This is a genomic window from Oleiphilus sp. HI0125, assembly GCF_001635355.1.
This window is the reverse complement of record NZ_LWGF01000333.1, coordinates 1-652: the sequence shown is the minus strand read 5'-3', so window position 1 is coordinate 652 and position 652 is coordinate 1. Positions and strand designations below refer to the sequence as shown.

Below are 652 nucleotides of genomic sequence, written 5' to 3'. Positions count from 1 at the left end.
ACTGATCGTCAGCTTGATACGCCAAGTAATCATAATTGCCGGTAGGCTTGATCACGATTTTGGCCTTACCATCTTCAATGTAAGACTCAATACGTGAAACAGATGTTGCGAAGTCAACAACATCTAAACGCTGACGAAGGTTTTCCGGAAGCTCTGCATCAGAGATCAACAGCTGGATGTTGCCACCTACTTCACTCATGTCGATATCAGCAGATGGATTCGCTAGACCAATAATGACTTGACCATCGCCTTTCTCACCGCGACGAAAATCAATCGCTGTAATACCATTCCCTGAAGCAGACTGACTAACTGACGCGTCGCTTTCAGCTGATGAATTTTCAGCTGCGGCTGAGCCAATCTTCAAAATCAGATCATTACCTTCAACAGAACTTGTGTAAGGCGCCATGGCATTCAAATCAACAACAAAACGTGTAACAGCTTGGCCCGCATTATTTTTTGCTTCGATCACCGTCATACGGTGAGCGTTGCCGAGACCGAGCTCGTGATAACGCTTATCTAAACCATTTGTTGCGCCATCAACTGTAATTGAGATGTCTGCAGTTTGACCGATCGTAAAGATCTTTGGTTCTGCAGGTGGTTCATCAAAGCTCAGAACAATCTCAACTGTATCACCCGGCATCGATGCAAATTT

The 652-nt window shown here is 44.9% G+C and carries 1 protein-coding gene; it reads right to left on the bottom strand.

Going from position 1 to position 652, the window contains the following annotated elements; all coding sequences use genetic code 11:
• A partial coding sequence (locus A3762_RS27080; protein ID WP_369820661.1) for an AMIN domain-containing protein occupies positions 1-652 on the bottom strand: 652 nt, incomplete at both ends.